The sequence below is a fragment of the Vibrio sp. 10N.286.48.B8 genome (assembly GCF_003050085.1).
Classification (GTDB): Bacteria; Pseudomonadota; Gammaproteobacteria; order Enterobacterales; family Vibrionaceae; genus Vibrio; species Vibrio crassostreae.
Window position 1 is genome coordinate 100414 of record NZ_PIGD01000003.1, and the last position, 21848, is coordinate 122261.

Here is a 21848-nt window from a genome sequence, read left to right on the forward strand (position 1 = left end):
CTAACTCCTAGCGACGTTTTTCAGGAAGCAATGCCGCCTTCTCTTCTGAAATCCACCATGTATCAATGCCTAAATCGTATTTAGGCAATACATCCGGACGCTCAAACTTGTCCCACATTGCTACGCGGTACTCGCCAACGTGCCATTGCGGGATGTTGTAGAAGTTCCACTGTAATACTCGGTCTAGTGAACGACCTAAAGTAAGAAGCTTTTCAGGATTCTGTTGGTTGCTCGCGATTTGTTCTGTTAACGCGTCAACCACTGGATCCATTACACCTGCAGTATTGTAAGTAGAATCAATGTAGTTAGAGTTCCAAACAATCATTAAGTTCGGGCTAGGATAAGGGTTGGCAGAAAATGACGAAGACACCATGTCGAAATCACGATCACGAAGACGCTTGATATACTGAGTCGTATCGATGGTACGGATCTTCATCTCGATACCCATGCGCTTCAAGTTCTTCTGAACAGGTGTTGCGATACGCTCCGTGGTTGGACTGTAAATCAGCAACTCAAACGACATCGGCTTGCCAGTCTTTTCGTTGGTCATCACTTTGTCTTTCAGAACCCAACCCGCTTCCTTCAATAATTTGAAAGCTGTACGCATTTGGCTACGAATACGGCCGCTACCATCGGTGACTGGAGGCTGGAATTCTTCGGTAAACACTCGCGGAGGAATCTGATCTTTGTACTGAGACAGCAACGCTACTTCAGCTTCGCTTGGTAAGCCTTTCGCCTCATAGTCGGTGTTTTGGAAATAACTACGAGTTCGCTTGTACTGACCGTAGAACATGTTCTTATTCATCCACTCAAAGTCCATCGCGTAGGTTAACGCTTCACGAACTTTAGGATCAGAGAACACAGGAGATTGAATGTTGAAGACGAAGCCTTGCGTCGTTTCTGGCTTCTCATGGTTGATCTCTTCTTTGATGATGTAGCCTTTATCGAAGTTCGCGCCCGTGTATGAATTGGCCCAAAACTTAGCTGAGTTTTCGGTTCGAAGATCGAACTCCCCTGCTTTGAAGGCTTCTAGCATTACTGTGTCGTCACGGTAGTAATCGTATTGTACTTCTTTGAAGTTATTACGACCGACGTTAACAGGCAGGTCGGCTGCCCAGTAATTTTCATCTAAACCGTAAGTCACGCTTTGACCAGATTTGTAGCTGATGATCTTATAAGGGCCGCTTCCTACCGGCGGTTCACTTAGAGGTTCAGATAGCTTCTTGTCTTTCCAATAATGCTCTGGCAATACACGAGTGCTTTGGGCAAAGCTAAACAACTTCTCGCGGTTTGGCTTCTCCATCTCAATACGTACCACTAAATCAGAAACCGCGGTGACTGACTTAATTTCTTTGTAATAGACACGGTATTGAGGCACACCCTCGGTTGAAAACTTATTAAAGGTGAATGCCACATCATGAGCCGTAATAGGCTCGCCATCATTAAACTTAGCTTTTGGATTGATATCGATTTCCATCCAAGTGAAGTCACTGGCGTAGCGAACCTTTGAGGCGATCAATGGATAATAGGCATCGATCTCGTCGCTCGGAGAAAACATCAAGGTATCGTAAATCTCTCCGGTATAACTTGCAGCAACGCCGCGAGAACCGAATCGATTAAAGCTATCGTAGGTGCCAATGCTTCCATAGGTCACTTTGCCTAGTTTTGGCGCATCGGGATTAACGTAATCAAAGTGAGTGAAATCGACTGGATATTTCGCTTCACCAAAACCAACCAGTTGAGTGGTCTCAATTACGGTGACGGCAGGTGTTTCGGTATCAGAAGCTTGTGTAACGGAGGGATATAGAGCAATAAGCGGCAGCATGACTGCACATGAAGTTAAATTTAACCTGAAAAACTGAGTGCGCTGCGAGGCTTTGCTTAGGAAAACTGTTCCCATTTGACTCTCCCTTCAAATGTTATGAATTCGATATTCAACTTGATTAATCGGCTTTGAATGCACACCGCTAAAACAAGTATAGGTTCAAATCTAACATCATGTAATAACTAATAAAACCATCAGCACTTCATCTCTGACGGTTTATTTACAAATTACTCGGGTTCAGTCTAGAGAAATACGACACGCCCTAACTATTTAACGCGGTACTCATCAAAGATAAGTTCACCAATTTCGTTAATCACCGTGTCACGCTCTGGAATGGTTAACTCGGTTTCCGTAAGAGAGATACTGATGATCAACGGAGCGCGATTTTCACTCCACACGATAGCCGTGATAGCACGTGAGCCATAAGCGCCCGCACCTGATCTATCGGCAACCTTCCAACCATCAGGCAGAATCGAACGGATCATCCCATCAGAGACTTTGTTATCTATCATCCAAGTCTTGAGTTGAGCTTTGGATTCTTCTGATAAGGCGCTGCCATACAACAATTTATTTAACGTTTTCACCATAGTTTTTTGTGTTGTGGTATCACGCTCATCTCCCGGACGAGCATGGTTCAAGTCAGGTTCGATATGATCAAGGCGTGTTTTTCTGTCTCCCGTGGAACGCAAAAACTCAGTTAACCCGTTAGGTCCACCAATACTAGCTAACACTATATTAGCGGCCGTGTTGTCGCTCATTGCCATGGTTGCAGCACATGCGCCTCTGAGTGAGATTTCTTTACCGACAAACGCTTTAGTCACCGGAGACCAAGCAATAAGCTCATCAGAATTAACCCCAACCTTAGACTCTAAATCTAATCCTTCATTCTCATGGTCATAGAGAAGATTCGCACAAGCCAGGGTTTTAAAGGTACTCATCATCGGAAAGCGTTCGTCGCCCTTATAACTCCATGTTTGCTTAGTTGCAGAATCATAGACAGCAATACCAATGCGTCCCGATACACGAGATTCAATTTGCTCAATCGATTCAGGCGTAAGGGATTGACTCAATGACGATGTAGAGAAAAAGGTGCTCAACAATACAAGAGCGAGAGAGGTATATTTTTTCATAGTGAAACCATAAGAAAACGACCGACTGATCGTAGAGAAAATTAAACTCGACACCTTAACCGCGTCGAATGGAGAGAATTTAAGCAGAAAGCGACGACCTTCGCTAGATCAAATGAAAATAACTGACTAATTCCGAACAATATCTCCATATTTTAGATATCCTTAAAAGAGTAATTTCAATAGGATCCAACCTTGAACAAACCAAACCAAGTAACATTCTCAACGTTCAACCTTTTGAACTACCTTGAGCCGCCGAATGCTTATTATGATTTTGAGAACATCTACAGCCTCGATGAATGGCAAAAGAAACAACATTGGATTGCTGAGGCGATTCGCTCAACAGATTGCGATGTGATTGGCTTTCAAGAGATCTTCAGCCCAGAATCTTTACAGCAGCTAATGAATGAGCTCGGTTACCCCTACTTTGCCGTGGTCGATAGTGCACACGTTGAAGATGATTACCTATACACCTCCCCTGTAGTGGGTATTGCTTCCCGTTACCCGATTGAAAATGTTCAGCCTGTCACACCGGATTCGAGCCTACTTGCCGCCTTTAACCTTAGCGACAATTTTTCATTCAACCGCACGCCAGTGCACGCCACCATTGAATTACCTCACTTAAGCTCAACCGATTGTTATGTCGTACACTTTAAATCACAACGCCCAACTGAGCCAAAAGTTGAGCCAGCAGAACCCAGCGACAGTTCAGCAGAGCAAAAGCCACAAAGCGATACACTGATTAAACTTCACCAGGAACAACTAGGTTCTTGGCTATCGAGTGTTCAACGCGGTTTAGAAGCTCAACTGCTACACCAATACATTACCAATCAACGCTATCTCACCAACCAGCCCGTTGTATTGATGGGCGACTTTAACAAGCCCCTATTTAACGATGAGTTCAGAGGGCTGTTGAGCTATTCGTTGAATCGAGATGAAACCAGCCAACATTGGCTTTCACACTTTAGATTGAGAGACAGTTGGGATCTCTACCATCAATTACACGAAGAAGACTTGCTCGAACAACGTAAACCAACTCACTATTACGGCGCATCAGGCTCAGTCTTGGACTACATATTGATGTCGAACGAATTTGACTGCCAGAACTCCTCAAGTTTGATGGAAATATCACACTACACCATGCTCGATCACCACCTGATTAACCCAAGCTTCGAACACGACCAATTCAGTACCGATCACGCTGTCGTTTCCGTCACCGCTCATATCCGCGAGGCCTAAGTTAGACATAAAAAAGCCGCAGCAAACACTGCGGCTTTTCCACTTCAGACAAACGGGTTGAGCCAACCGACGCCCCATTTAGAAATCGATTTACCGTTTAACAAAGTGTGAAACTTAAAAGTTGTATGTTGCGCCTAGATAAAATGAATCAATCACGAGATCTTTATCATTTTCAAAACCTGAATCGCTCTCAATCGCAAATGCATCCGCTTCATAACCTAACCTAAAGCTAAAGTTTTCAGCCTGTTTTGGTGTGTACTCAACTCCGAAACCATAGCGAATAGCGTCACCACGATCATCATCAAGCAACGGAGCCGACTGGTCTAAATCAATCGTCGACAAACCTACGACGCCAAAAGGGCGAATTCCGTTGTCAAACGTGTAACCTAGATTAGCAACGATCGAAAATGCAGTTGGAGACCAAGTATAAGAATCTTTGGTTAATGCATCTTTTGCAACAACGTCGCCATAATTCGTATATTGCGCCTCTAGTGCGACGATGCGATTGAATTGGTATCCAGCAATTATCTTGTATGTTCGATCTTCTGCATCAACAGTAATGGGCCTTGAAGAGCCCTCATAAAGCCCACCATCATCAATACCAGTTGTACCAATTGCACCACCTAAGTAGAAACCATTGTCCTCTGCCATTACACTATTTGCCACAAGTGCAGACATCATCGCGATGCTTAAAATATATTTGTTGTTCATTACTGCTTGACCTTACTTATTTCAAATCAAGATTGCTACGTCTTCCCCTGCTACACAATCTTGTTAGAGTTATCCGACACCCCGTCGAATTGGCAAGCAGGTTAATCTCACTGAAAACAAAAAAATAAATAAAAATATAATCACTTTGTAACTTCAGCCAACATAATCAGTAATAACAAAATAAACACATGAATAATAAAGAAATAAAAACACATGAATAATAAAGAAATAAAAACACATCTTTTCTAGATAAAACCTTCCACTCAATTTTCAAACCATCCCATTTTTAGATTTTATTCACGCAGACTTACGAACGCTTACTTTCAAGAGTGATGCGATTCTGCATAATTCGCGCGCTTTGACCATTCGTACACTTAAATAACCACACTTAAATAGTTATCCGATCCAAAAGCAGCCAATTTCGCTCAATCTCCACAATTCAGAATAAGACGATCAAAAAACACGATGAACCACACAATAGACTTCAACGGCTTAATCATTGATATCGACGCTCGCACTATTACCAACGAGCAAGGGAATAAAATCACCTTGCGCCCTCACCTATTAGCAGTGCTCTGCTTACTGATAGAAAATGTGGGAAAGCCGATTTCGAGAGAACATATTGTTGATGTGTGCTGGGGCGGACAACTCTCGTCACCGCATGCCCTTGCAAACGTCGTCTATAACTTACGCAATGTCTTCGCGCGATTGAGAACGCCAAACGTCCAGATCATTACCATCAGTAAGTTTGGATATGCGCTATCAATTGAAGCCACGTAAAAGGGTTTATGCAATCAATGTCGGTGACTGAGATCACCAAAAAACACCTCATCGAAACGTTTCGATGATCGTTATCACACTCTAAGAAAGTGAATAGTGCAAATGATAAATCAAACACTATTATCACTATCGAAACGTTTCGATGGCTTTTCTTGAGTTGTTCTCAACCCATCAAACGTTATTTTTCGATAGGTCGTGATATGAAAAAAAGTACTCTAATAAACTCTGAACTCTCTTACCTAGTGGCGACTCTTGGCCACACAGATGAAATCACGATTTGTGACGCAGGCTTGCCGATTCCAGACCACGTAACACGCATAGACCTTGCACTGACTCACGGTGTCCCAAGCTTTCAGCAAACCGTAAAAACCATGCTGGATGAATCTCAAATCGAAGGCGTTGTGATTGCGGAAGAGTTTGCGAAAGTAAGCCCAGAACACCACGCAGCACTGATTGATTTAATCAAAACAGAAGAAGCGCGTTGCGGTAAACCGCTTTCGATTACTTACATCACTCATGAAGAATTTAAACAACGAACTCATAACAGCCGCGCAGTGATTCGTACTGGTGAATGCACACCATACGCAAATGTTATTTTCCAAGCTGGCGTGACTTTTTAATAAAAGCTAAACCATACACAGACACAACCAAATATAACTGGCCCCGAGTAAAGGAACCGACATGACTCAAGCCATTTTAGAACTTAGCTCAATTGAGAAAGCCTTCCCTGGTGTGAAAGCACTGGATAAGGCAAGCCTCAACGTTTACCCAGGACGCGTAATGGCGTTAATGGGCGAAAACGGTGCAGGTAAATCAACCCTCATGAAAGTGCTGACAGGTATTTATCACTTGGACGGCGGTACTATCGCCTACCAAGGAAAAGCTGCCGCATTTAAAGGGCCGCGTGATTCTCAACAAGCAGGCATTAGCATCATTCACCAAGAACTGAATCTGATTCCTGAGTTAACCATCGCCGAAAACATCTTCTTAGGTCGTGAAATCACCGGCACCATGGGTCGCATCTTGTGGAGCGAGATGTACCAAGAAGCGGACAAGCTACTTAAACGCCTGAACGTAAAGCACAGCTCAAAAACACTTTTAGGCCAGTTGAGCCTTGGTGAGCAACAAATGGTAGAGATCGCGAAAGCCCTTTCGTTTGAATCAAAGGTCATCATCATGGATGAGCCAACTGACGCGCTAACCGATACTGAAACTGAGTCTCTGTTTAAGGTGATCAACGAACTGCGTGATGAAGGCTGCGGCATTGTTTACATATCTCACCGACTTAAAGAGATCTTTGAGATTTGCGACGACATCACCGTACTTCGCGACGGCAAATTCATTGGTCAGTGTGAAGTAAAAGACACCGACGAAGATGGCTTAATCGAAATGATGGTTGGTCGTAAGTTAGACGAGCAATATCCACGTATCGGCCAAAGCCACGGTGAAACCTGCCTTGAAGTGATCGGCTTGACTGGTTCTGGTGTTCATGACGTGAGCTTTACCCTAAAACGCGGTGAAATCCTGGGTGTATCTGGGCTGATGGGCGCAGGTCGTACCGAACTGATGAAAGTGATTTACGGTGCCCTTCCAAGTGAACGCGGCGTCATCAACCTAGAAAACAAAACCATCAACCCTGTAAGCCCGAGAGATGGCTTGGCCAATGGCATTGCTTACATCTCAGAAGACCGTAAAGGCGATGGCTTAGTACTTGGGCTTTCTGTTAAAGAAAACATGTCTCTATGTTCACTGGATCTGCTGACTAAGAGCGGTCAAATCCAACATAAAGACGAAGTGATTGCAGTTGATGACTTCATCAAGCTATTCAACATCAAAACACCGACTCGCGAGCAGATCATTGGCAACCTTTCTGGTGGTAACCAACAGAAAGTGGCTATCGCTAAAGGATTGATGACCAAACCAAAAGTACTGATTCTCGATGAGCCAACGCGTGGTGTCGATGTCGGTGCTAAGAAAGAGATTTACCAACTCATTAATAAATTTAAAGCCGACGGCATGAGCATTATTTTGGTCTCATCTGAAATGCCAGAAGTGTTAGGAATGAGTGACCGCATCATGGTGATGCATGAAGGCCGTGTAAGCGGTGAATTTGATGCTAAAGAAGCAAACCAAGAATTATTACTGGCGTGTGCGGTCGGTAAAAAGATCAACGAGGACGCAGCATGAGTACTAAAACCATGAGCAAAACAACTGAAACTGAAGCGCCAAAGAAGAAACCGTTAATCAGCAAAGAGTGGCTGATTGATCAAAAGTCATTGATTGCTTTAATCTTCCTGATTGTTGTCGTTTCTTTCTTAAACCCGAACTTCTTTACTGTCGACAACATCCTAAACATTCTGCGCCAAACCTCGGTTAACGCAATCATCGCTGTGGGTATGACGTTGGTTATCCTAACCGCGGGTATCGACTTAAGTGTCGGCTCTGTACTGGCACTTTGTGGTGCATTCGCAGCCAGCATGATTGGCATGGAAATCCCTGTGATGATCGCAGTGCCAACTGCTCTTGTAGCTGGTGCAGCATTGGGCGCTATCAGTGGTGTGATTATCGCTAAGGGTAAGGTTCAAGCCTTCATCGCAACGCTTGTAACCATGACACTACTTCGCGGCGTAACCATGGTTTATACCGATGGTCGCCCTATCTCAACTGGCTTCACAGACACAGCAGACGCATTCGCTTGGTTCGGTACAGGCTACGCAATGGGTATCCCAGTTCCAGTATGGATCATGGTCGTGGTATTCGCAGCGGTATGGTACCTACTTAACCACACACGCTTTGGTCGCTACGTTTACGCACTGGGTGGCAACGAATCAGCAACTCGCCTATCAGGCATCGACGTAGACAAAGTAAAAATCGGCGTTTACGCAATCTGTGGTCTGCTAGCAGCAGTGGCAGGCATCATCGTGGCATCTCGTTTGTCGTCAGCTCAACCAACCGCAGGTATGGGTTATGAGCTAGATGCTATCGCAGCCGTGGTTCTTGGTGGCACAAGCTTAGCCGGCGGTCGTGGCCGCATCATGGGCACATTAATAGGTGCACTGATCATCGGCTTCCTAAACAACGCCCTAAACCTATTAGACGTATCTTCTTACTACCAGATGATTGCAAAAGCAGTGGTTATTCTTCTGGCGGTATTGGTCGACAACAAAAACAAATAAAACCTATTCACATCCTAGGTTAATACAAGTAACACTCTAGTTTAATAAAAGTAACAGTTTGTTTTACCTTAAAATATTAGAATCTATAAATAATGTAACTACGAGCTAGGACTCACCTCCTAGCTCACCCTACACAAAGGACTTACACCATGAAAAAATTAGCGACTCTTATTTCTGCTGCTCTTCTTTCTACAACGGTATCAGTGTCTGCACAGGCGCAAGATACAATGGCAATCGTTCTGTCTACATTGAACAACCCATTCTTCGTAACCATGAAAGATGGCGCAGAAGCGAAAGCGGAAGAGCTAGGCTACAAGCTTATCGTTCTTGATTCTCAAAACGACCCAAGCAAAGAGCTGTCGAACATTGAAGATCTAACCATTCGTGGTGTTAAGGCAATCCTGATCAACCCAACAGATTCAGATGCTGTGTCTAACGCGATTCGCATGGCTAACCGTTCAAGCATCCCAGTACTAACACTTGACCGTGGCGCAAGCCGTGGTGACGTTGTAAGCCACATCGCTTCTGATAACGTAATCGGTGGTGAAATGGCGGGTCACTTCATCATGGAAAAAGTGGGCGAAAAAGCGAAAGTAATCCAACTTGAAGGTATCGCTGGTACTTCTGCAGCTCGTGAACGTGGTGAAGGCTTCATGAACGCAGTAAACGGCAGCGGCCTTGAGCTTCTTGCAAGCCAACCTGCTGATTTCGACCGTACTAAAGGTCTGAACGTAATGGAAAACCTACTTGCAGCTAACCCAGATGTTGAAGCAGTATTCGCTCAGAACGATGAAATGGCTCTAGGTGCACTACGCGCAGTTCAAGCATCTGGTAAAGACGTAATGATCGTTGGCTTCGACGGCACAGACGACGGCATCGCTGCTGTTAACCGTGGCCTACTTGGCGCAACCGTTGCACAACAACCAGACCTAATCGGTTCTCTAGGTATCGAGATGGCAGACAAAGTGCTTAAAGGCGAAAAAGTAGACGAGTACGTACCAGTACCTCTAAAAATCATCGCTAAATAATCGATGCTAAACGAGTAATACCAAGCAGGGAGTCCCCTATCTCCCTGCTTTCTTCACTCAATAGCGTATTTACTCACTGGCTCAAAGCAAAAAGCGAAAACCGACAGTGCATCGCTGTTTCTCATTCCTCTATCGCGACTTGACGACTCTCTCGCGACTGAATAGCTAACCATGAGAAAGACCCATGCATTTTCAAATACGATATATCATAAGGCTCGTATCATGACTCAACTGATTGTTTTAGGTAGCGTTAACGCTGACCACGTACTGCAAGTTCCTTCGTTCCCTCGTCCGGGTGAAACCTTGATTGGCGGTAACTATCAGGTCATCCCTGGCGGTAAAGGCGCAAACCAAGCGGTCGCTGCGGCGCGATTAAACGCAGATATTGGCTTCATCGCCTGTGTCGGTGACGACCCGTTTGGCATCAACATTCGTCAAGATTTTGCTAAAGACGGCATCAACATCGACGGTGTTATCGTGGCAGAGAACACGCCAACTGGCATCGCGATGATCCAAGTATCAGCAGCGGGTGAAAACAGCATTTGTCTTTCTCCAGAAGCGAACAACAAGCTGACTTGCCAGCAAATCGAACCACACCTAGAGAAGATCCGCGGTGCGAAATTCCTTCTAACTCAATTGGAAACCCCAATCGAAGGCATTGAATACGCGGCGAAAACCGCTAAAGAGAGCGGAACTCGCGTGATTCTAAACCCTGCCCCTGCTCGCCCACTATCAGATACGTTATTAGCGTGTGTGGATGTGATTACACCAAACGAAACCGAAGCAGAAGTGCTGACAGGCGTGACAGTAACCGATAGCGCATCTGCTCATCAGGCAGCTTTGGCTCTGCATGCGAAAGGCATCGAGACGGTAATGATCACCCTTGGCGCTAAAGGTGTATGGGTAAGTAGAAACGGTGAAGGTGAACTTATCGCTGGCTTCCGCGTTGAAGCGACAGACACCACCGCTGCTGGTGATACCTTCAATGGCGCATTAGTTACGGGCTTACTTGAAGATATGCCAATGGAACGCGCGATTAAGTTTGCTCATGCTGCGGCGGCAATTTCAGTAACTCGCTTTGGTGCTCAAACGTCTATTCCAAGCCGTGATGAAACAGACGCATTTTTGGCAGAGCAACTGTCTGCCTAATAGGTTGAAGCTTAATTAAGTTATGTAACAACAAATAACTAAACATAAGCCCCTGTTTTCAGGCAGAATATCGCCCAACGTGGAAGGTTATTCCCACAAGGATTTTTTATGGCAACAATGAAAGACATCGCTAAGCTCGCAAAGGTATCGACCTCTACGGTGAGCCATGTGATTAACAAGTCACGTTTTGTCAGTGAAGAGATAGCTGAGCGTGTCAACAATGCCGCGAGAGAGCTTAACTATGCGCCTTCTGCATTAGCTCGCAGTTTGAAGATGAAGCAAACCAAAACGCTTGGCATGCTAGTGACAACCTCTACCAACCCATTCTTTGGCGAAGTAGTAAAAGGCGTTGAACGTCGTTGTTATGAAAAAGGCTACAACCTTATCTTGTGTAACACCGAAGGCGATAGCGAACGTATGAAATCGTCGATCGATACACTGCTACAAAAACGTGTCGATGGCTTAATGCTGATGTGCTCTACCCTTGAAGGCGAACATATCGACGTGTTCGAACGTTACCCAGAACTGCCTGTGGTGGTGATGGATTGGGGCCCAATGCTGTTTGCGAGCGACAAGATTCAAGATAACTCGCATCAAGGTGGCTACATGGCGACCAAGCACCTGATTGATAACGGCCACTCTCAAATTGGCTGTATCACAGGTCCGCTGCATCGTAACCAGGCATCATCGCGTTACCAAGGCTTCAAACAAGCAATGGAAGAAGCGGGATTAGAAATCAACGCTGATTGGATTGTCGAATCGAACTTCGAGTGTGATGGCGGTTTTGATTCATACCAAACGCTAAAATCTCGTGGCAAATTGCCGAGTGCACTGTTTGTAAGTAACGACATGATGGCAATGGGCGTGATTCACGCAGCAGCGCAAGATGGCACATCAATACCGAATGATCTCTCAATCATTGGCTACGATGACATCCACTTGTCTAAATACATGACACCGGCTTTAAGCACGGTCCACCAGCCAAAGCACCGCTTAGGTAAAGCAGCGGTTGATACACTGTTGAGTCGCTTACAAACACCAGACGCCTACCCACAGGTCGTTGAGTTAGAGCCAACCCTCGTGGAACGAAGCAGCGTGAAAGCGATTTAACCCACAATCACCCTTACCCCATCATAAAGAGCCAGTTTATTAAACTGGCTCTTTGTTTTTAGATTTAGTTGGTCAACAAAAGCTTCGTCTATCAAACTATCGCACTACCTCTCAAACATGTATTTATGCATTAAATAGAGACATTCACGAATCAAAATATGCATTTACACACTCAACAACTCATTCTCACCTACACTATCAATAACTAACATCGACATGGAGAGCGTTGTTTTATGATTTTGGGCTGGTTCGACAATATTTCCCTTCAAAAAAAGCTATTCGTCAGCTTTTGTATTCCGATTGCTTTGATCGTGACCGTTTCGTTCTCAGTTCATGAAAACACCCAATCAATGGTAGAAGACAACCACTGGGTGGTTCACACACACAAAGCTATTGCACGAGCTCAAGAGTTGCTCAACCTAGTCGTAGATATGGAAACCGGTCAAAGGGGCTACTTAATCACAGGAGACCCTGTCTTTTTAGAGCCCTACCACCTTGCACTCGATGTGTGGCGTCAAAAAATTCAAACCCTTGCTGCTCAAGTTAGCGATAACCCGCCGCAAGTTGATCGCCTAAACAGAATTGATGATATCCATAAAACCTGGCTCAAAGAATCTGGAGAAAAGGAAATACAACAACGCAACCTCGTTAACAAAGGTGAAGCAGATATGCAGAGTGTCGTAGCTCTCACCAAGCAGCAAACGGGAAAACAACTGATCGACCAAATACGAAGTGAAATCGCGCGATTTATCGAAATAGAGCAACAGCTGATCAGCGTTCGTGTTGTTAAATCTGATAACTCCGCTCAGCAAACCGATTACGTTCTATTGGTCGGCACACTCCTTTCCGTTTTCATCTCATTAGTTATCGCGGCATGGTCATCAAACCGTATTAAACGCAGGATAGACATACTGCTCGCAGCCGCTAACCAAGTTGCTGCCGGTAATCTAAGAGACGGCGCTTCAACACTTAACCTACATTCAAAAACAAACGCCCAAGACGAGGTTGCCCACCTCACACATAGCTTTCAGAAAATGGCGACCAACCTAGTAAAAAACGACAATGAAATGCGGGCAAAAAACCAAGAACTCGTCGCGGAACGCGCCAAAGCTGAAGCTGCGGTAAAAGCCAAGGGTGAGTTTTTATCAACCATGAGCCACGAAATCAGGACACCCATGAACGGTGTACTCGGGATTTCTCAGATCATCGCCAGTCAAACTCAAGAGCCAGAAACCAAAGAGAACATTAATATTATTCTCGATTCTGGCCATCATTTAATGACCATACTCAACGACATTCTCGACTTTTCTAAAGTAGAAGAGAACAAGCTTGAACTAGAGGTTGCACCTTTCCATTTTGTCCAAGTGATACAACCCGTTTGTAGCGCAATCAAGCCATTAGCAGACGAAAAAGGCATCCGCCTATTGATAGAAAATAACGTTCCGGCGCATATTCAGCTCATTGGAGACAGTGCAAGGTTACGTCAAATTCTTTACAACTTGGGCGGCAACGCGACCAAATTCACCAAAGAAGGTCATGTTGCCATTCAAGCTGAGCTCAACCGCCCCAATAATAAGCTCATTCTCACGGTGACAGACACCGGCGTTGGTATTCCCAAAAACAAACACGAGCAAATATTTAACTCATTTGAACAAGCAGACACATCAACAACAAGACAGTTTGGCGGTACCGGGCTTGGCCTCACCATCGTTAAGAACCTCGTCAAACTTATGAATGGTGACATCATATTAACCAGTGCTGTTGGGCTTGGAACAAAATTCGAAGTCTCGCTTCCGATTGCATGGCAAGAAGGTAAAGTAGCCAGCGAGAACATCCCACGTTTGGCTGATACAGAGAAACTCACCTACGAATCCCTCAACATCCTGTTAGTCGAAGACAATCGCATCAACGCCATTGTCGCTAAGGGCTTCTGTGAAAACCTAGGCCACCATGTCGACCTAGCAGAGAATGGAAAACTGGCGATTGAACGTCTCGAAACCCATCAATATGATCTTATATTAATGGATAACCATATGCCTGAAATGAACGGGGTGGAGGCGACACATTACATACGAGATAAATTAAAACTCAACACCTTAATATTCGCCTATACCGCGGATGTGTTTCGGGAGGCTCATGACAGCTTTCTCGATGCTGGTGTCGACCACGTTCTTACCAAGCCCCTACAACAAGAGAGCTTCTTCGATGCGCTGCAACAGTTCTCAAACCGCTTACCAAAACAATCAGCGGTTGAACGTACTAAAAAGTATGAGAACGTCATAGAGCTTCTTCGCAAGCCCATCGACACATTAAGACTAACCGAAGAAGAGATAAGCCAATCAGAAGTTCTGAAAATGCTTAAAGATGACAAAATAGGATTTAGCATGCTTATCGACTCAACGATTCTCGAGTTCGAAAACTCTGTCGACCAAGTCATCGAATACTACCTCGCGAAAAAGCTAAAACCACTGTACAGAACCTTGCACTCCATTAAAGGTATGTCGCTTAACTTGGGGCTTAACATGCTTTCAAAACAAGCATTAGAGTTAGAAGTACAGGCAAAAAACCAGCAGCTGCCTGATATAGAACTGCTCCAAAAACTGCTTAACCGCCTGATGGTAAATATTCATCAAGCTCAGCGAATGAAAGCCGTTAATTCCATCGAGCGTTTGGAGAAAATAGATAAAAAAACGTAAGAACACACCACTTCAAGACTAAGGGCAAGGCGAAATACCTTGCCCTCTTTAATTAAATACCGCGGTGCGTGATTCTAACGGCTTAATGCGGAGGTGATTCGCTGCATTTCATCCAACAGTTCTATCCCATTGTATTGAGGCGCTATCGCCAAGTCTTGAATAGTCACTGTATCAACCGACTGTTTGTCCGAACATTGAAGCACCAAGCCTCCCTTTGGTGAATAGACTCGGCTTCCACCACAATAGGTTGCAGTAAAGGCATCAACCGCATCTTGCCCAACACGGTTACACGTTACGATGTGGCAACCTTCTTCTAGCGCCCTCGCCTGTCCGATGGCAAAACTGTGGTGACCACCAAAATTGGCAGGGTGAAGAACAACATCAACAGAGTGATACGCTCTCATGATCTCAGGGAACCAAATATCGAAACAGATCGCCACGCCAAACGTTAGCCCTTTATATTCGAAAGTTAAAAGCTCAGAGCCCCGCGAGAAATACTGCTTATCGAATTTGGTTTGACTGACTTTGCGATACTTATGGCGAAGCCCAGTTCCATCAATTACAGCAACGCTGTTGTAATATTCGCCTTGGTCTTCCTCTGCAATGCCAGCAACAATCAAGGTTTCATGCTTTTCTGCCAGTTGCGACAAAGCATCAATGGTCTCACTATTGGCGAAGTTTTCGCTTAACTCGTGCACTTCTGACGCTTGGTTAAAGATGTAACCCGTAGAGAACAATTCTGGTAGCAGGGTAATGTCACCGACGGAGGCTTGCGCATCTAAAAGCTCCGAAACCAGAGCGAGGTTTTTCTGTTTGTTTTTGTATTCAACTTCAAGCTGAACAAGGGTGATACTGACATTATTCAAAATTGAATCCTTACTGGGTAACCCAAATCAGATGCAGAGTAAGAGGATCACCCTTCGCTTTCTTACTTCAAGCCAAACCATTGAAGCAAGCGCACACTCTCAAGCTCATTTTCGCCTGTCTATTCCATCAACTTAGGTTCTGGTAACACAGGCGGCGTACTGTCCATATAAGTTAAGAAATTCTCCCACACTTCGTGCGTGCGTTGCTTGGTTAACTTAGTCTTACAAGAAAGCGCCATCAGCCCTCTGATCGAGCCATCGCGCCATTGGGTATACACAGAGTCACAATGCGTTGTCATATAGGCTTTCCAACTCTCCTGAGCGACCTTGATGGCACCCACCAACTCATTATCCTCAGCATTGTGTTCAAAGCTGGCTGCTAAGTACTTATCAAGCTCTACCTGTGCAGATTCAAGCTCAAGTGCGGCACAGTGATTGATCTCTAATGTGTTCATCGCATTGTCGCAATCAACCGCGTCTTCGCCAGCATGTGCCAAACCAGAGAAGTAAGTCAGTAAGAGCAGTGCTATCGCTTTTTTCATACTAATCCCTAATCATTCGGTTAGTTTTCTTCAATATTGCAATCGTATATAACTCTAGCCTTTATAGGGTTATAAATATTTTTAATTCGTATTACTACTGCAAAAACACGTAAAATCCACAAAGAAAACCGGATTAACATCAATATGTTACTGGTGAAACTAAAAAAACATTATCTTTATCAATAATCCATGCGTGCATTCACAATATTTATTATTTTCCTTGCTACCTAATCGTTAAATTTATAAATTAAATCGAATGCTCATCCAATCGGTAACGCTTCTCCAATTATGGATATCAAGTACCAACATTTTGCCAAGACCACATTCTACTTTGCCATCTCTTTCGTTTTGTCGATGGCATTGCTCATTCCTTTTACACCGTCTCATTATCATGCGTTAACCGAAGAATCTTCACAATTAGTTGAAACCAGACTTCAAGAGATCCAAGCCAGGTTTGGCAGCTTTCTCGCAGGCATCACACCCGCTCTATCTTGTGATGCCATCGTGACAGAGCTTCGCCAGAATGTATTCAATGCCGATTGGGTGAAAGAAGCCGCTGTATTCAATAAACATAACCGCTTTTACTGCTCTACCACCGATGGCGAGGTGTCATTTCGCCTTTATAGCAGCATCCGAGAAAGGCTCAATGACGATCCAAACTTAACCACCTTATCGTACTCCAACGCTGCGATTACCAAGGTGCAGTCCATCATGCTGATTTTCTCGGACAAACAGCAGGCGGGTGTAAGCCTGATGATACCGCCACACTTTATCTACGATCTTGTAGAGTCAAACCTGAGCAGCCATGGAATCAACTCAAAAGTAGAAGTGATAAAAAGAGATATTCACCCGACCGATCCCGGTGTGTACCTTTCGAAGGTTCGCATACAATCAGAGGCCTACCCTCTGGCTATCACCTCCTACATCGGGCACCAGTACTACATCAACTTCTTAATGAGCTTCTCTTGGTTTGGGTTTCTTATGGCGGGAATCACCACCATTGCCCTGTTGTCCGCTAAACATAAGAAACAGAGCCAACGCAGTTTAGAATATTCCCTCTCTAGCGCTCTGAAAAACAAACACCTGCAAGTTCACATGCAGCCAATTGTTGACCAGAAAACCACCCAAATCGTGGGCTGTGAGTCACTGTTAAGGTGGAACCACCCGATTGAAGGCAACGTCTCACCCGCTATTTTCATACCGCTCGCAGAGAAGCTAGGTTTGATAGAAGAGCTGACGTACTTTGTGCTACGCGAAGTATTGAAAACCATCAAACACAATCAAGACCTTTTCGAAGACAAATACATCAGCGTCAACATCAGCCGAAACGTCGTGTCTAACAGTAACTTCGCCCACAAAGTATCAGGGATTTTCAAAAGAAACCCTGAGATTCTAAAGCAGGTGGTGTTTGAAGTAACCGAAGATGGTGAGTGCTCAGACGCGGATATGGCAAAGATAAAAGAGAACCTAACCAAGCTAGCGAACATGGGCGTGAAAGTCGCGATTGATGACTTTGGTACGGGCTACTCAGGGTTAGATTTCGTAAGGCAATTTCCGTTCAGCATCCTAAAGATTGATCGCGTCTTCGTGCAGAACATTTCAGACGAATCCAGCTTTGGTGTTCCTTTGCTAGAGTCCATGCTGCAACTGTCCCGTACTTTAGGCATGCAGGTTATCGTGGAAGGCGTAGAGTATGAATCGCAAGTGAAAGTCTTGTCTAAGTTAGGTGTCGACTATATCCAAGGTTTCTATTTCTATAAGCCGATGCCAATCAACCTAACCATCAGCCTGCTCAGGCAACAACAGCACATCACAGCGACTCATGAGTATCACATCTCGCCAACCTAACATATGAATGTAAACCGATGCGGGGGAAGCGCTGAAGAGACAGCCAGCGCTTTCCTGATTTCCTGATTTCCTGATTTACCCACAATAGAAAACTCCTTTCTATTTCTTATCTCCCATACGCAGCGCGAACCACAAACCTAGCCAGACATTCCTTGTTACATAAGGCACTGAAAAACCGCGAAAGAAAACACAACAGCCATGGGTCTCCTTTGATGAACATTTAACGTCATCGCATCTTGAATGCATAAAAGGAATATCATGGAAAAGACATTGCAAACCAAACTGGCCACCAGCCTACTGCTACTAAGAGTCGGCATTTTTATCGTCTTCTTGTTCTGGGGCTTAGATAAGATTCTTGTACCAGAGCACGCTGTTAAGGTGCTGTCCGGCTTTTACGGGTTGGACATATCAACCAATGCGATGATGGCCTTAGGTGTCGCGCAGCTCGGGTTTTTAGGCGCGTTCGTCGTAGGTATGTGGAAGAAGTACACCTACGGCGCAATTCTAGTTCTTCATGCAGGTTCTACTTTCTCCTCTTTTGCTAAGTACATGGACCCGTTCAATAACCTGCTGTTCTTTGCCTCTTGGCCAATGCTTGCAGCTTGTGTCGCACTCTTCTTACTGCGTGACTACGACACTTACAGCGTTGCCAACTAACACAAAGTGAGCATTTAAACTTTCCAAGATGTGATAGGTCTGAAGTGAAAGTAAATGTGAGATTGGTATGGGAATAAGGCGAGAAAAGCATTCCCATGATGGAGATTAAAAGAATAACGGAAGGCATAAGCGCCTTCCGTCGTTCAAGTAGGTGATAAGGTAAGTACTACTTACTTACGCTAATCATCTCGTTAAAGTAGTCCACTTGCTCTGCCATGCTCAAACTTTGGCTATTTGAACCTAACGTCCACATAAAGAAGCCACCGTAACCGTTATCTTTCTGCCATTTAGCACGGTCTAGGTTGTTCTGACGTGTTTCAACAAAGTTACCACCGGGTGCCCACTGACTGTTGATCGTATTACCTAGAACAATCTTCGACTTGTCTCCAATGTACTCAGCGTAGTTTGCCATCGCGACTTCGTATAAGAAGTTTCGACCCGCGTCGTATGTCATCACGTTGAAGAAATCAAAGTCGTTCTTGGTCGCTTTCAACAGATCAATCACTTCACCGTGGTGAGATGAACGACCAGACTCTTCAATGTAAGAGCAGTTTTCAAACACGCTTGCATCCATACATTCAACTGGATCCGCGCCTACGTGGTAAGTCGTCAGAGACAGAACCTTCGTATTACCCACTTTCTCACGGATAAGTTTGATCAAAGCCGTTAAGTCTTGGTTCTCTTTGTCTGAGATTCGTGCCGCTTTCTCAAAGTCAAAGTCCAGACCATCAATGTGCACGTAACCCGCTAATTGGTACTTGCTGTAATCACAGCTACCGTCTGAGTTTGTTGCAAGACACTCGCCTTCCACCTCTTCAGGTTTTAGGTTCTTTTTGTACACAGGGAATGGCGTATGCACCAAATCAACTAACCCATTCGCAACCGATTCACGGCTTTCAGGCGTACTGATCGCCGACCAAATGCTCTCGTAAGTTTGACCACCAAACGCAACCATCATAGTCGCATTTTCGTTGTCATGCTTGAGCGTTGACCATGCTAGGTACTGTGTTGGCATCCAGTCCGGATTGTAATTCGGTGGTGTTAGCATGCCATCAGAGATCGTGATGTTACCGCTCGCGTCCCACTTACCAAATGACAATAAGTAACCATCACCTTCTGAGTTGAACAGCTCTTGGTAGTCATTCAACCCCCAAGACGTTAGGTAACTGATAGAGCGATCAGGGTTATCGACTAAGCCGCCACCACCTGTGCTTTCTTTGACTGTAATGTTAGACGTTGCAGAGGTTTGCTCTTGGTTGGCCGTATTCACCGCTTTTGCCGTGACAGCATATGTACCCTGCTGAGCACCTAGCCACTCATATTCATAAGGTGCTTCCGTGTCTTTAAACAGCTCGTTACCGTTCGCAATGAAGCTTACCGAGGAAATATCGCCTTCGTAACTCTTCGCGTCTGCTTTGATCGAAATCGCACGACCTTCGAAGTAGCTTGAACCATCCACAGGAGATGCTAAAGAAACAACTAAATCTTTGTCGGTAATCGCTAAAGAAATTGGCGCCGCCTCCGCGCTCGCACCTTGGTCATCGTAGGCAACAACCGTCAATGTGTATTGGCCTTCAACTTGGGCAGGCACCGTGATGGTATAAGTATCTCCTTGTGAAGGCGTGTTTGATGACGCAACCACTTGACCATTCAATTGAACATCAACGCGAGCAACTTCAGTGTCATCCGATGCATCGACAACCACTTCAAATGCTTGGTTAGGTGCGATTTTCTGTCCATCTTGCGGTGATTGAACGTCCACCACTGGCACAGGGTTCGGATCACACTCACCCGCTTCATCCCATGCATCTTTCCACGCATCAGGATAACTTGGATGACCGGTTCCTGGTGTCCATACAGGGTTACCACACCAACCCGATACCGTACATGAGTAGATATTGCCAATGTTAGTGACTTCATCACCGACGTTATAGGCCACACCATCTTGGTACTGAGGTATGTCACCACAGCTGGTGCTTGTATCTGTCACCGTGATGGTTAAGTTCTTACTAGAGACATGTTGCTCGTCATCTTTTGCTTCCGCACGAAGCGTAGTAGAGCCTGCCGTTTGCGTTGTCCAGTCACAAGAGAAATCTTGGGTCGTTTTCGCATCAAGAGAACACACTTCTGAATCGTTAGCGAAGAACTTAACCGTCGCTAAGTCATCATCTGCATCTGTTACATGCGCTGAAATTGTGATGCTGTCACCTTTTTGGTGAGAAGAGCCTGCGTCTGGCGAGATAAACTCAATCACAGGTGGATTTGGCGCCGTCGATTCTGACTCTACCGTCACTTGAACTGCTTTTTCTGTGAGTTTATCGCCACTGTCATTGAAAGCCATCACAGTGATCGATGCTGCACCAACTTCGCTTGGAAGCCAAGCTTGTTGGTATTCTGTTGTACCTTCTACAACGTTTTGCTCACCCAATTTGGTACTGTTTGCCCAGAACTCGAGTTTGCTTGCACCCTCACCTTCGACACCCGTAATGATGTCAACATTCGTACCTGTGTAAACCACTGAGTTTTGAGCAGGCGCTAAAATATCCAGTGAAAACTCTGGTGGAGGAACCACTTCGCCATCCACTTTAACCACAACAGAATTCTCAAACGCATTCAGATCAGTCAGTTCACCACCGAAAGAGATAGTCAATGCCGCAGATTCACCTGAGGCCAGCTCACTATCAACCCAAGAGCCTTCCGGGAACGTCAACGTCACGGCGTTCAATACCCCATCCGCTTGCGTCGTATGAGAGATTTCCCATGATGGGTAAGAAAGATGGTTCGACGCCCAGTTGATCTCGTTAATCGCTACTGGCAATAAAAATTCGATCACGGCTTCACGCATGTCTGCGCTATCTGAGCCCGTGTTTGTGATATCTAGCTTATAGGTGCTCCAGTATTCACTTTCTGACTGAGCTACCGCATCAGTACTGAACTCACTAGCCATGGCTTGTGAAATTGGATTCAACAATAAGCCAGAGCAAAGCATTGTTAGCCCTAACGCGCGATATCCAAAAGAGTGAATCTGTTTAGCACTGCTCTTTCTTAGATACATACTTGATTCCTTAGCTTTATATTAATTATTTTTTCTGCA

At 45.0% G+C, this 21848-nt stretch carries 17 protein-coding genes; 11 read left to right on the forward strand and 6 right to left on the reverse strand.

Translation table 11 applies throughout. The features are described from left to right. Nucleotides 1–7: 7 nt before the first annotated feature. A complete protein-coding gene (locus tag CWO08_RS05170) occupies nucleotides 8–1900 on the reverse strand; it encodes an extracellular solute-binding protein (RefSeq protein WP_108020022.1) in 1893 nt (630 codons plus the stop codon). A 191-nt stretch (nucleotides 1901–2091) separates the two neighbouring features. After that, nucleotides 2092–2955: a class A beta-lactamase gene (gene bla, locus CWO08_RS05175; RefSeq protein ID WP_108020023.1), complete on the reverse strand. Its 864-nt coding sequence runs from the start codon at nucleotides 2953–2955 to the stop codon at nucleotides 2092–2094. Nucleotides 2956–3147: 192 nt separating this feature from the next. On the opposite strand from bla, the gene CWO08_RS05180 reads away from it, so the two are divergent. Next, on the forward strand, nucleotides 3148–4191 hold the full coding sequence (locus CWO08_RS05180) for an endonuclease/exonuclease/phosphatase family protein (RefSeq protein WP_108020024.1): 1044 nt from the start codon (nucleotides 3148–3150) through the stop codon (nucleotides 4189–4191). A gap of 114 nt (nucleotides 4192–4305) precedes the next feature. Here CWO08_RS05180 and CWO08_RS05185 read toward each other — a convergent pair whose 3' ends face one another. Beyond that, complete coding sequence (locus CWO08_RS05185; protein ID WP_060981484.1) at nucleotides 4306–4902, reverse strand: porin family protein; 597 nt, start codon at nucleotides 4900–4902, stop codon at nucleotides 4306–4308. Nucleotides 4903–5367: 465 nt separating this feature from the next. Between CWO08_RS05185 and CWO08_RS05190 the strand changes: the two genes are divergently transcribed. From CWO08_RS05190 to CWO08_RS05225, 8 genes are all read left to right on the forward strand, one after another. Then, nucleotides 5368–5682 carry a winged helix-turn-helix domain-containing protein gene (locus CWO08_RS05190; protein WP_057621940.1) on the forward strand — a complete coding sequence of 105 codons (315 nt, stop codon included), beginning with the start codon at nucleotides 5368–5370 and terminating at the stop codon, nucleotides 5680–5682. Between the two features lie 200 nt (nucleotides 5683–5882). After that, a complete protein-coding gene (rbsD, locus tag CWO08_RS05195) occupies nucleotides 5883–6302 on the forward strand; it encodes a D-ribose pyranase (protein ID WP_102433585.1) in 420 nt (139 codons plus the stop codon). Between the two features lie 61 nt (nucleotides 6303–6363). Then, a complete protein-coding gene (rbsA, locus tag CWO08_RS05200; protein ID WP_102433584.1) occupies nucleotides 6364–7869 on the forward strand; it encodes a ribose ABC transporter ATP-binding protein RbsA in 1506 nt (501 codons plus the stop codon). Further along, nucleotides 7866–8858, forward strand: a complete 993-nt coding sequence (gene rbsC, locus CWO08_RS05205) for a ribose ABC transporter permease (protein WP_009844905.1) — start codon at nucleotides 7866–7868, stop codon at nucleotides 8856–8858. Before rbsA ends, rbsC begins: the two co-directional genes overlap by 4 nt. Nucleotides 8859–9007: 149 nt before the next feature. Further along, a complete protein-coding gene (gene rbsB, locus CWO08_RS05210; RefSeq protein WP_108020025.1) occupies nucleotides 9008–9886 on the forward strand; it encodes a ribose ABC transporter substrate-binding protein RbsB in 879 nt (292 codons plus the stop codon). 222 nt (nucleotides 9887–10108) lie between these two features. Further along, nucleotides 10109–11035, forward strand: coding sequence for a ribokinase (gene rbsK, locus CWO08_RS05215; RefSeq protein ID WP_108020026.1), 927 nt, complete (start codon nucleotides 10109–10111; stop codon nucleotides 11033–11035). Between the two features lie 108 nt (nucleotides 11036–11143). Beyond that, nucleotides 11144–12145 carry a substrate-binding domain-containing protein gene (locus CWO08_RS05220; RefSeq protein WP_108020027.1) on the forward strand — a complete coding sequence of 334 codons (1002 nt, stop codon included), beginning with the start codon at nucleotides 11144–11146 and terminating at the stop codon, nucleotides 12143–12145. A 233-nt stretch (nucleotides 12146–12378) separates the two neighbouring features. Continuing rightward, on the forward strand, nucleotides 12379–14841 hold the full coding sequence (locus tag CWO08_RS05225) for a CHASE3 domain-containing protein (RefSeq protein WP_108020028.1): 2463 nt from the start codon (nucleotides 12379–12381) through the stop codon (nucleotides 14839–14841). 74 nt (nucleotides 14842–14915) lie between these two features. On the opposite strand, the gene CWO08_RS05230 is transcribed toward CWO08_RS05225, so the two are convergent. Together CWO08_RS05230 and CWO08_RS05235 are read right to left on the reverse strand one after the other, a co-directional pair. Further along, nucleotides 14916–15707, reverse strand: a complete 792-nt coding sequence (locus CWO08_RS05230; RefSeq protein ID WP_108020029.1) for a carbon-nitrogen hydrolase family protein — start codon at nucleotides 15705–15707, stop codon at nucleotides 14916–14918. A 119-nt stretch (nucleotides 15708–15826) separates the two neighbouring features. Further along, on the reverse strand, nucleotides 15827–16249 hold the full coding sequence (locus tag CWO08_RS05235) for a lysozyme inhibitor LprI family protein (protein WP_108020030.1): 423 nt from the start codon (nucleotides 16247–16249) through the stop codon (nucleotides 15827–15829). Nucleotides 16250–16537: 288 nt separating this feature from the next. On the opposite strand from CWO08_RS05235, the gene CWO08_RS05240 reads away from it, so the two are divergent. Then, nucleotides 16538–18097, forward strand: coding sequence for an EAL domain-containing protein (locus CWO08_RS05240; RefSeq protein ID WP_108020031.1), 1560 nt, complete (start codon nucleotides 16538–16540; stop codon nucleotides 18095–18097). Nucleotides 18098–18355: 258 nt separating this feature from the next. Beyond that, nucleotides 18356–18754, forward strand: coding sequence for a hypothetical protein (locus CWO08_RS05245; RefSeq protein ID WP_105058076.1), 399 nt, complete (start codon nucleotides 18356–18358; stop codon nucleotides 18752–18754). Between the two features lie 166 nt (nucleotides 18755–18920). Here CWO08_RS05245 and CWO08_RS05250 read toward each other — a convergent pair whose 3' ends face one another. After that, the gene (locus tag CWO08_RS05250) at nucleotides 18921–21809 is read right to left on the reverse strand and encodes an Ig-like domain-containing protein (protein WP_108020032.1); all 2889 of its coding nucleotides are present in this window, start codon (nucleotides 21807–21809) and stop codon (nucleotides 18921–18923) included. Between the last annotated feature and the right edge of the window lie 39 nt (nucleotides 21810–21848).

Coding starts and splice junctions, on each gene's coding strand:
- CWO08_RS05250 (WP_108020032.1), bottom strand. CDS start 21,809: ATGTATCTAAGAAAGAGCAGTGCTAAACAGATTCACTCTTTTGGATAT.
- CWO08_RS05185 (WP_060981484.1), bottom strand. CDS start 4,902: ATGAACAACAAATATATTTTAAGCATCGCGATGATGTCTGCACTTGTG.
- CWO08_RS05220 (WP_108020027.1), top strand. CDS start 11,144: ATGGCAACAATGAAAGACATCGCTAAGCTCGCAAAGGTATCGACCTCT.
- bla (WP_108020023.1), bottom strand. CDS start 2,955: ATGAAAAAATATACCTCTCTCGCTCTTGTATTGTTGAGCACCTTTTTC.
- rbsC (WP_009844905.1), top strand. CDS start 7,866: ATGAGTACTAAAACCATGAGCAAAACAACTGAAACTGAAGCGCCAAAG.
- rbsB (WP_108020025.1), top strand. CDS start 9,008: ATGAAAAAATTAGCGACTCTTATTTCTGCTGCTCTTCTTTCTACAACG.
- CWO08_RS05170 (WP_108020022.1), bottom strand. CDS start 1,900: ATGGGAACAGTTTTCCTAAGCAAAGCCTCGCAGCGCACTCAGTTTTTC.
- CWO08_RS05235 (WP_108020030.1), bottom strand. CDS start 16,249: ATGAAAAAAGCGATAGCACTGCTCTTACTGACTTACTTCTCTGGTTTG.
- CWO08_RS05240 (WP_108020031.1), top strand. CDS start 16,538: ATGGATATCAAGTACCAACATTTTGCCAAGACCACATTCTACTTTGCC.
- rbsK (WP_108020026.1), top strand. CDS start 10,109: ATGACTCAACTGATTGTTTTAGGTAGCGTTAACGCTGACCACGTACTG.
- CWO08_RS05190 (WP_057621940.1), top strand. CDS start 5,368: ATGAACCACACAATAGACTTCAACGGCTTAATCATTGATATCGACGCT.
- rbsA (WP_102433584.1), top strand. CDS start 6,364: ATGACTCAAGCCATTTTAGAACTTAGCTCAATTGAGAAAGCCTTCCCT.
- rbsD (WP_102433585.1), top strand. CDS start 5,883: ATGAAAAAAAGTACTCTAATAAACTCTGAACTCTCTTACCTAGTGGCG.
- CWO08_RS05225 (WP_108020028.1), top strand. CDS start 12,379: ATGATTTTGGGCTGGTTCGACAATATTTCCCTTCAAAAAAAGCTATTC.
- CWO08_RS05245 (WP_105058076.1), top strand. CDS start 18,356: ATGGAAAAGACATTGCAAACCAAACTGGCCACCAGCCTACTGCTACTA.